9 protein-coding genes are annotated in these 10,193 nt (G+C 40.7%); 1 reads left to right on the top strand and 8 read right to left on the bottom strand.

What is annotated here, in order from left to right; genetic code table 11:
• A partial coding sequence (locus tag ACERCG_RS08410) for a hypothetical protein (RefSeq protein ID WP_373611587.1) occupies positions 1-237 on the top strand: 237 nt, incomplete at its 5' end.
• A gap of 121 nt (positions 238-358) precedes the next feature.
• On the opposite strand, the gene ACERCG_RS08415 is transcribed toward ACERCG_RS08410, so the two are convergent.
• The 8 genes from ACERCG_RS08415 to ACERCG_RS08450 all read right to left on the bottom strand — a co-directional run.
• The gene (locus tag ACERCG_RS08415; RefSeq protein WP_373611588.1) at positions 359-1,345 is read right to left on the bottom strand and encodes a galactose-1-epimerase; all 987 of its coding nucleotides are present in this window, start codon (positions 1,343-1,345) and stop codon (positions 359-361) included.
• A 22-nt stretch (positions 1,346-1,367) separates the two neighbouring features.
• On the bottom strand, positions 1,368-2,528 hold the full coding sequence (gene galK, locus ACERCG_RS08420; protein ID WP_373611589.1) for a galactokinase: 1,161 nt from the start codon (positions 2,526-2,528) through the stop codon (positions 1,368-1,370).
• A 9-nt stretch (positions 2,529-2,537) separates the two neighbouring features.
• Complete coding sequence (gene galT, locus ACERCG_RS08425; RefSeq protein ID WP_373611590.1) at positions 2,538-3,581, bottom strand: galactose-1-phosphate uridylyltransferase; 1,044 nt, start codon at positions 3,579-3,581, stop codon at positions 2,538-2,540.
• A gap of 134 nt (positions 3,582-3,715) precedes the next feature.
• Complete coding sequence (locus tag ACERCG_RS08430) at positions 3,716-4,801, bottom strand: metallophosphoesterase (RefSeq protein WP_373611591.1); 1,086 nt, start codon at positions 4,799-4,801, stop codon at positions 3,716-3,718.
• A gap of 19 nt (positions 4,802-4,820) precedes the next feature.
• Positions 4,821-5,804, bottom strand: a complete 984-nt coding sequence (locus tag ACERCG_RS08435; RefSeq protein ID WP_373611592.1) for an AEC family transporter — start codon at positions 5,802-5,804, stop codon at positions 4,821-4,823.
• A gap of 107 nt (positions 5,805-5,911) precedes the next feature.
• Positions 5,912-7,010 (bottom strand): peptide chain release factor 2 gene (gene prfB, locus ACERCG_RS08440; RefSeq protein WP_373611593.1). Its coding sequence is split into 2 segments (ribosomal slippage): positions 5,912-6,934 and positions 6,936-7,010, totalling 1,098 coding nucleotides; the frame shifts between segments, so codons are not numbered across the junction.
• Between the two features lie 197 nt (positions 7,011-7,207).
• Positions 7,208-9,847 carry an Ig-like domain-containing protein gene (locus ACERCG_RS08445; protein ID WP_373611594.1) on the bottom strand — a complete coding sequence of 880 codons (2,640 nt, stop codon included), beginning with the start codon at positions 9,845-9,847 and terminating at the stop codon, positions 7,208-7,210.
• A gap of 59 nt (positions 9,848-9,906) precedes the next feature.
• On the bottom strand, positions 9,907-10,193 hold a 287-nt coding region (locus ACERCG_RS08450; RefSeq protein ID WP_373611595.1), incomplete at its 5' end, for a histone H1-like repetitive region-containing protein.

Consider the following 10,193-nt stretch of genomic DNA (forward strand, 5'->3'; position numbering starts at 1 on the left):
ATTATCGGTGTTTGGGGTATTGTCCGAAGTATTGTCGGTGTTTGGGGTATTGCCCGAAGTATTATCGGTGTTTGGGGTATTGTCCGAAGTATTGTCGGTGTTTGGGGTATTGCCCGAAGTATTGCTAGTACTTTGGTTATTACTTGGAGTATTGTGGGAATCATTAATAGGCGTGCTTGCAACATTGTTGCTTCCGCTTCCGCCACCACCGCCACAGGCTGTCAAACAAACGGCTAAAATTCCTAAAAGATAAGCATTTTTCATAAGTAAGGTCTCCAATAAATGATATAAACTGTCTTTCTGTTTTAAAAGACAAGACTAGATGAAATATATAAGAAAAGTCTCTGTTGTCAAGATTTTACATTTTATGATTAAAATCGCTGACAAACCGATAACTTATCGTATGATGATAATTTTCTCCAGCTTTAGTAATACCCCCAAATTTTAGCAATTCAGGTTGATTTACGGAGTTCGGGAAAAACTCTGGCTCTAACGCTACGCCTGCATAATCTTCATATTCGCCCTCACTCAAATTCGGTTGCCCTTTTAGCCAGTTACCTGTGTAAATTTGTAGAGCTGGCATTGAGGTGTGAAGTTCCATTTTTAAATCTTCTACGGCTAAACAAGAGGTCAGATTTTCACGATTTTTCGCAAGGTGGAAAGCGTGATCGTAACCTTTTACCGCTTTTTGGTCATCATCAGCCAATAAATCTTGCCCGATTTTTTTAAGTTGGCGGAAGTCAAAACTTGTACCTGCTACTTTTTTAAGTGGAGCATTTGGAATACCGCTCGGATCAACAGGTAAATAGCTTTCCGCACTAATCATCAATTCGTGATCTAAAATATTTTCTGAGCCTTGCAAATTAAAATAAGCGTGATTGGTTAAACAAAGAGGCGTGTCTTGGTTTGACTTTGCATCAAAGCTGATTTTCAGTTCATTGTCGGTTAAGCGATATTCCACAAAGGCTTCCACTTCACCACCAAAACCTTCTTCACCATCTGCAAAAATATAACTAAATTTGACCGCTTGTTCGCTCTGGCTTTCCATTTTCCAAATTACTTTATCGCCGCCTAATTCACCACTATGTAAATTATGCTCGCCATTATTTTTGGCTAAGTGATAGGTTTTTCCATTGAGCGAATATTCTGCATTAGCAATACGATTAGCGTAACGTCCAATAGTTGCCCCAAAGAAAGCGGTCTGTTTTTGCCAATTTTTTGCAGAGGTTGTAACTAATACTTCACGCTCTTCGTTTGGCATTTTTATCACGCAAGAGAGCCAAGAAGCTCCGAAGTCTGATAAAGTAATTTTTAAATAGGCATTTTCGAGAGTGAATAATTTCATAGAATATCCTACAATAAAATTGTTAAACTACCTCGTGAACCCCATCACAAGCTGTACATAAATGGAAGGTTTCTTTAATGCCCGTTTGCTTTTCGTAGTTATTAGCAACGGCTTGGCGAAGATCTTTCACTTTATCGTTTGGCACTAAGCAGACCACACAGCCACCGAAGCCACCGCCCGTCATTCTTGCTCCGCCATTTTTACCAATCGCTTTTTGAGCGATTTCAGCTAAACAATCCACTTCAGGGCAGGTAATTTCAAAATCATCACGCATAGAATCGTGCGACGCCGCCATTAACTCGCCTAATTTCACCATATCATTTGTTTTTAAGGCTTCTGCCGCTTCTAACACTCGCTGATTTTCACTGATGATATGCTTCGCACGTTTATAGGCAAGTTCGTTAGTATCACGCAGTTCTGCAGCTCGTTCGATAAACTGCTCGGCACTCACATCACGCAATTTTGCTTTACCGAAGAAGTGAGCGGCAAATTCGCACTGCTCACGGCGGCTGTTGTATTCGCCTGTGACTAAATCGTGCTTCACATTAGAGTTGATGATTGCAATCGAATACCCTTGTGGCACAGGGGTTGGCGTAATTTCAAGGCTGCGGCAATCGATCATCACAAAATGATCTTTTTGCCCTAAAGCAGAGGTAAGTTGATCCATATTGCCACAATTACAGCCAACAAATTTATTCTCTGCTTCTTGCCCGATTAAGGCAATTTGAGTATGAGAAAGGGGTAAATCTCCCAATAATTGAGCCGTTTTACCAATCGACACCTCAAGGGCTGCGGAAGAACTTAAGCCAGATGACATCGGCACATCGCTGGTAATCACTAAATCTGCCCCTTGCTTGAAATCAGGACATTTTGCTTGCACAAATTTCACTACGCCACGCACATAGTTAGCCCATTTGTGTTTGCTTGGTTCGATTATTGGCTGACTTAGGTCAAATTCATCTTGCTTGTTAATATCAAGAGCAAACACTCGCCATTTGTGGTCATCACGTTTGGCAAAGCTGATTGCGGTACCGTAATTAATTGCACAAGGCATTACAAAGCCATCGTTGTAATCGGTGTGTTCGCCAATAATATTTACTCTTCCCGGGGCAAATACGGTACGTTCTGCTTTATAACCAAAATGTTCTTCAAATTTTTGAACAGCAATCTCTTGTGGTTTCATTCAAATTCCTTATTCTTTATAGTGTTGAGTATCGCTTACCGCATTTAAACGCTCAGCTGCTTGTTCTGGGGTTAAATCACGCTGGGTTTCTGCCATCATTTCATAGCCTACCATAAATTTACGCACGGTTGCAGAACGTAATAGAGGCGGATAGAAATGGGCGTGTAATTGCCAATGAGCATTTTCTTCATCATTAAATGGCGCAAAATGAAAGCCCATCGAGTAAGGGAAGCTGATATTAAATAAATTATCGTAGCGAGTAGTGAGCTTTTTCAATGCTAAAGCTAAATCTGCTTTTTCAGCTTCATTCAAATCTGTAATGGATTTAAACTGCTTCGCTTTCGGCAACAATAAGGTTTCAAACGGCCAAGCTGCCCAATAAGGCACAACTGCAATCCAATCTCCCGTTTCAGCTACAATTCGCTCTTGTTTATCTAGCTCACGTTTAGCGTAATCAAGTAAAAGTGGCGAGCCATATTTTGCAAAATAATCTGCTTGGCACTCATCTTCAATCGTGATTTCATTCGGTAAAAAATTACTCGCCCAAATTTGACCGTGTGGGTGCGGGTTAGAGCAACCCATCATCGAGCCTTTATTCTCAAAAATTTGCACCCATTGATAACGCTCTTTTAACTCATTGGCTTGCTCTTGCCAAACAGTTACGACATCAGCAATTTCTTCTACGGAAAGTTGTGGCAAGGTTTTGCTATGATCAGGCGAGAAACAAATCACACGGCTTTCGCCTTGTGTATGTGAGATCTGAAAAAGTGGATCATCATTCGGCTCTGGAGCAGGTGTGTCTGAAAGTAGAGCAGAGAAATCATTCTTAAACACAAATGGCTTGGTGTAGTTCGGATTTTGCTCACCTGTAATACGTTTATTACCCGGGCAGAGATAGCAAGTTGGGTCATAACTCGGCTTTTCATCTTGCATGATTTCTTCTTGCTGCCCTTGCCACGGACGTTTCGCACGATGCGGAGAGACTAAAATCCATTGATTTTTTAATGGATTAAAACGGCGATGTGGGTGATCGTTGAGGACAAATTCGCTCATATAAAACTCCTCGAAATTAGTAATGCGAAGAGTATAGCGAAACTAAGCCAAAATGACTGTGACATAGCTCACAAAATAATGATGTCAAGCGGTCAAATTTCAGAAAAATTTTGCAAGTTTTCCTCCACTTTGTCTTATGGCTGTTTCCCTTCCACATCAATAATCATTACTTCCGACTGTGAGCCTAACCGCATCGGCACACCCCAGAAGCCGTAGCCGGAGGTTACAAAATAATGCCCGAATCCGATTTTTTCATAGCCGTAATGTAATCGATACATCAGTTTGGTAATAATACTAGCAGGGAAAACTTGCCCTTTGTGGGCGTGTCCTGACACTTGAATATCAATCGGTAATTTAGCGTGTTTTTCAATTTCTGTCGGGCGGTGGTCGAGCAAAATCACAGGTAGTTCGGTATTAACCGCTTGCAGTAATTGCTCAGCAGATGGGCGATTTTTCACTAGATCATCGTTACGTCCAATAAGTGTAAATTTTCCATCGATTTCGACCGCTTGATCCCACAAAACTGTAATACCTGCTTTACGAATTGCTTGTGCAATACTTTCTTGAGCCCCGAAAAAATCGTGGTTGCCTAATGTAGCATAAACGCCTAGAGGTGCTTTTAATTTTGAAAATGAATCGTGCATATTTTCTGAACGATAAAATACAAGATTATCGTCCATAATATCACCGGGCAATAAAATCAAATCGACTTTTTCTTGATTAAAAATATCTGCCAGTTGGTCAAGCTGTTTCGATCCAAATAATTTTCCTAAATGCAGATCACTTGCCATACCAATGCGAAGCGGTTTTTCTAACGGTTTATCTATTTTAATGGAATAATGCACCACCGTTGGCACATAAGCATTGTAAAAGCCAAGCCCGATTAAGCCTAAGAAGGCAAAAGGATAGATGGCTTTCAAGCCACGATTAACAGACGGATTTCCTTTGCTTAGTTTGTAAATACAAGCGGTCAAAAAACTCACAAAAAATGCAAATAGCAATAATACCAACACAAATGCCATCACTCGAAACAGAGTAAATGTGCGGATAACGTGCAGAATAACCATTGTGTTAATAGCTAAAAACGTGATGAAATGAATGATTTTTCGACTTCTTGCCGATAAATTAAAAAGCCAGCCGATGGTTCTTCCAACGTTGTATAAAAAGAGTTGTAACACCACAACCACAATGGCGGTGGTAATGTAGTAACGATATTCCAAAATAGTTCCTTAAATGAGGCTAAACCCAACCTAGTTGTCTTAATAAAAATAGTCCGATGCTGGCACTGAACATTGAGCCAAGCGTGGTAATGCCGATTAAATTAGCTGCCGCTTCGCCATCGCCGCCGTAGTTTCTCGTCATTGCATAAGTGGCGGCTGCCACAGGGGCAGAAGCGGCAACAAAGACAATACCAAGCTCCATTGGTGGTAATTTAAACACAAATTTCCCCAGCAAGAGGAAGAAAATTGGGGCGAAAATCAAGCGAATAGAGGCAGAAAATAGCACGATTTTATTGATGGTGCTTTCCGCTCCTTGATTAAATTGCTTCAACTGCTTGAAATTAATGCTCGCCCCCGTGCAAATTAAGGCGAGGGGAAGTGTTAAGCTCGCCATTAATTTCCCTGCAGATTCAATCGGTTTGGGAATTGAGCTGGCTAATTCAAAGTAGTTGAAAATTAAACCTGCAATCACGGCTAAAATGAGCGGATTTTTCAAAATTGAAATAAGCAATCTACCCACATTGACTTTTTTCTCGCTCAGCGATGAAGTTAGCGTAATCACAGCCAGTACGTTGAATGCAATCACCAAGCACGAAATATAGACCGATGCCGCAGCAAGAGCTTTGTCGCCATAGGCATTGAGAATTAAGGCAATACCTAAAATTGCTGCATTGGTGCGAAATGTGCCTTGCGTGAAAATACAACGGTATCGGCGGTTTTCAATATGCCGTGCTGCCCACCATTCTGCCCATAAATAAATCAAAATCGACCCGCCTACGCCTGTGGAAATCAAGCTGATTTGGCTTGAGAAATCCAACGGGCTTTTTAGCATATTGAAGAAAATCATTGGCGGTAGGGTAAAGTTAAACACCACCTTTGATGCCATATTGCAAAAGGCATCATCAATGAATTTTCGCCTGCGTAGAAAAATCCCAAACAACATTAATAAAATGGTTGGGAGAGTTACGCTAATGCTAAATTGGAGGGAGTCGAAAATGTTCATAGTGCTTGAAATGATTCTTTATGTAGGAGCGGGTCTTGTGCCTGCCCGTTATTAACATCGTTATACGGACAGGCACAGGACCTGTCCCTACGCGGAATTTCGGATAATTACAGCCCTGCCTTCAAACTCGCTTCCACGAATTTATCTAAATCGCCGTCCAGCACTTGTTGCGTAGTACGGTGTTCTACCCCTGTGCGGTGATCTTTAATGCGAGAGTCGTCTAACACATACGAACGGATCTGGCTGCCCCAGCCGATATCGGATTTATTGTCTTCCATCGCCTGTTTTTCGGCATTTTTCTTGCTCATTTCCAGCTCGTAAAGTTTCGCTTTAAGCTGTTTCATCGCCTGATCTTTGTTTTGATGTTGTGAACGACCGTTCTGGCACTGCACCACAATCCCGCTCGGCATATGGGTAATACGCACCGCTGATTCAGTTTTATTAACGTGCTGACCGCCCGCCCCTGACGCACGGTACACATCAATACGGAGATCCGCAGGGTTGATTTCAATATCAATATCGTCATCGACTTCCGGATAAACGAAAGCCGCCGAGAACGAGGTATGACGACCGTTATTGGCATCAAACGGGCTTTTACGCACCAAGCGGTGAATACCCGTTTCGGTTCTGAACCAGCCGTAAGCATAGTCGCCGGAAATTTTCACGGTGGCGGATTTAATCCCTGCCACATCACCGTCTGAGGCTTCCATTAGTTCGGCTTTAAACCCTTTGCTCTCTGCCCAACGCAAATACATACGCAGTAACATTTCTGTCCAGTCCTGAGCTTCCGTTCCACCCGAACCGGCTTGCAAATCCAAATAGCAATCGGCACTGTCGTGTGGGCCGCTGAACATCCGCTTAAATTCTAAATCGGCAAGTTTTTTCTCTAATTCGTCTGCTTCCACTTGGGCTTCATTGAAGGTATCCTGATCTTCTGCTTCCACCGCCAGCTCAATCAACCCTTCAACATCTTCAATCCCTTGCTCTAAGGCTTTAATCGTATTGACGATCTGCTCCAACATTGCCCGCTCTTTACCAAGCGCTTGTGCTTTTTCCGGCTTGTTCCATACATCGGGTTGTTCCAGCTCGGCATTGACCTCTTCTAAGCGTTCGACTTTATGCTCAAAGTCAAAGATACCCCCTGATGACTTGGGTGCGTTCCGCCAAGTCGGCTAATTGGGTTTTGATTGGGTTTAATTCAAACATTGTCTTTCCTTTTTCTCAATTTTTCACTTATAAAATAGAGGCTGATTATACCGCAAGCGGTTAAATTTGTAGAATTTTTTGCAAAATTGGTAGCTTACAACTTGTTGAATCGAGATTGATACTTTTTATAACAGATATAAAAAATACCTTTAATGTTATCAACATTAAAGGTATTTAAGGTTATAAGTGGATTTAATTTATAAGACAAAATCAGCCGTATGTTCTGCGACAACAGAAGGATCCAGACTATAAACGATACTTTCTCCTTCTAGTGAGGCTGTTAATTGAACCTCTTTTGATTTTGAGATGCCTTGTGAGTTTTGGCTTTCAATGGTTACGGCGATAGAGGCAAATACGTCCTGAATATTGATTTTATCTAAGAAATCAGGAATAGCATTAGCATTAAGCGGATCGGATTTTAGCTGGGCTTCTAGTTTATCATTAAATCCATCGCCATCACTGTCGAGAGTGTTTTGGTTCGTGCCTAATTTAGCTTCTTGTTGGTTGGTTAAGCCGTCATTATCGCTATCTTTATTTAAATAGTGCTTGTCCATCAAGTAACCTCTTGTAAAGGTTTCTTCCAATTTAGCGTTATTATTGAAGAATTGAGACATATTATGCTTATCTCGAGGGCTTCCTGTTCCATCAAAGAAAGTGGTATTCTCATAAGACCCAAGCCCACTGAAGACAAGATAGCCATCACTTAGCCATTCGCCTTTAATGACATACGAATTGCTAGTGTGTAATTCTACTGAATTGCTTTTATCGCTATCGTCTGTTATGGCCTCTTTAACAAATTTATCGGTAGTTGCTCTTGCTTCTTTCAGATCATTTGGGCTACCAGAAGTCGTATTTAATACAGCGGTATTGAACAAACTACTATGCTGAAACGCTTTTGCCAGTTCAGGATGATGTTGTACCGTATAAGCGGCAAAATATTGTGCTAAATAGCCACCAAGTGAGTTGCCTGTTGTATATAGGTTATGCGGATAATATTCCGCCACATATTCCGCTGCCTGTTGCAGATAGTTTAATTGTGGGTGCTTCTTACCGCTCAAGATATTTAAATTACCTGACCAATCTGTAATATCACTTGTGCCTTTAAAAGCAATAACAACATTTTGGTAAGAATTATCCGACTGTTTGCCATTGCCATAAATACGGTATTCTAAACCTTCGGCTGCTTGAACAGATTTTAATATCTCCCAATATTTATTAATGTCTCGAATGTCCGTATTATTATTGAAACGCTGAGCGTTAAAGTCATTAATACGACCTTCATTGTAACGCTCAAAAATATTTTTATTCACATTCTCACTGCTATGTGCCGCAGCTGCAAAGAAACGTAAATCTCTTTCTGAAACATTCCACATTTGTGGATTTTTATCGTGAATATCAATAATGCCGTCACCATCAGAGTCTGCTTTATAAGAGGCTGTAATATTTTGAGCTGCCAAATCAGAATTGGTTTCAACATATTGTGTTAAAGCGGTTATTACTTTAGTTTTAGCTTCACTATTTTGTAAAACATAAGCTTTAGGATCGCTTAATGTCGATTTTAAACTGCTAAAATCAAACTGACTGCTAGATTCATAAGTCTCAACCTTATTAGGGTAAGTAACTTTAGTAGAATAAACGGGTAATACCTTATAATCGTGAGTCGCACTTGCAGTCGCCTGATTGCCGGCAATATCTGTTGTAGTTAAACTTGCGGTGATTTTGCTGTTTTTTGCTAAAATTTGACCGCTTGTGGTGATACTAAAACGCCCATTATTTACTTCTGTGCTGAATGTTTCAGCTCCAATTTGAACTGTGATTTTGTCTCCGGTATTTGTATTGGTAGCAGTTCCCGACACAATTACTTCTGCTAACTTGCTTTCATTCAAATTGATGCTATTGTGATCGGTAATATCATCAAATTCAATCACAGGTTGAGGAATAGTTGTCATCATATGATATTCATAAGGCGTTTCTTGGGTAAATTGGTAGCCTGTGTGATCGTATCCTGTGATGGTAACTAATAGAGAGCCGTTGCCATTGGCTACTATCTCGCCTGTAGTTGTCGCTTTGTAGTCATCTCCTTCTTTAGTTGTGGTTAAGACTATATCACCAATTTTTAGTTTTACTACATCACTTGGCTCGGTAAAGGCAACACTGACTTTAATTGTAACCTTATCTTGTTTTGCTTCATTTGCATTTAAAATATTGTCTTCAGTTACCTTAATATATTGAACAGTTGGTCTTTTGCGAACGGGTACAACATCACTATGTTGATATTCACGTGTGGTTGTTGCAGTTGCTTGATTGCCGATACTGTCTCGGGTTGTAACAGATGCAATAATTTTTTCGGTGGTCGCTAATATTGCCCCATCGGTTTCTATACTGAATTTACCGCCATCTTGTACTTTTGTAGTAATGATCGTATCACCAATTTGTAAAGTAACAACATCATCTGTTTTAGCATTGCTAACCGTACCGGAAAGTGTGATTTCATCCTCTTCTTTTTCTCTAATATCCAACACATTATCATAAGTTACGTTATCAAGCGTAATAGTTGGCTGAACAATAGCGGTTATTACATCATATTGATGCGTTTTGGTTGCACTTGCTTGATTGCCTTCATTATCCCGTGTAGTAATAGCCGCTATAATTTCACGGCTACTTTCCAGCACAGAGCCATTGGTTATCGCACTGAATTTACCGTCAGCTTGAATAGAAGAAGTTAGAGTTGTGTTGCCAATTTTTAGCGTTAAAACATCATTAGCTTTTGCATTAGTTACTGTTCCTGAAATAGTAATTTGTTCTCTAATCTCAACATTATTGAGAATATTATCCACAGTAATTGGATTAATTACGATTTCAGGTTTCGGTAATTCTTTAGGTACAACAGGCGGAGTTACCTGAGTAGGGCTTTCCTGAGTAGGATTTTCCTGAGTAGGGTTTTCCTGAGTAGGATTTTCCTGAGTAGGGTTTTCCTGAGTAGGGTTTTCCTGAGTAGGGGTTTCCTGAGTAGGGTTTTCCTGAGTAGGGTTTTCCTGAGTAAGGTTTTCCTGAGTAGGATTTTCCTGAGTAGGGTTTTCCTGAGTAGGGTTTTCCTGAGTAGGGTTTTCCTGAGTAGGGTTTTCCTGAGTAGGGTTTTCCTGAGTAGGGTTTTCCTGAGTAGGGTTTTCCTGAGTAGGGTTT

The organism is Mannheimia sp. E30BD (genome assembly GCF_041807785.1).
Classification (GTDB): Bacteria; Pseudomonadota; Gammaproteobacteria; order Enterobacterales; family Pasteurellaceae; genus Mannheimia.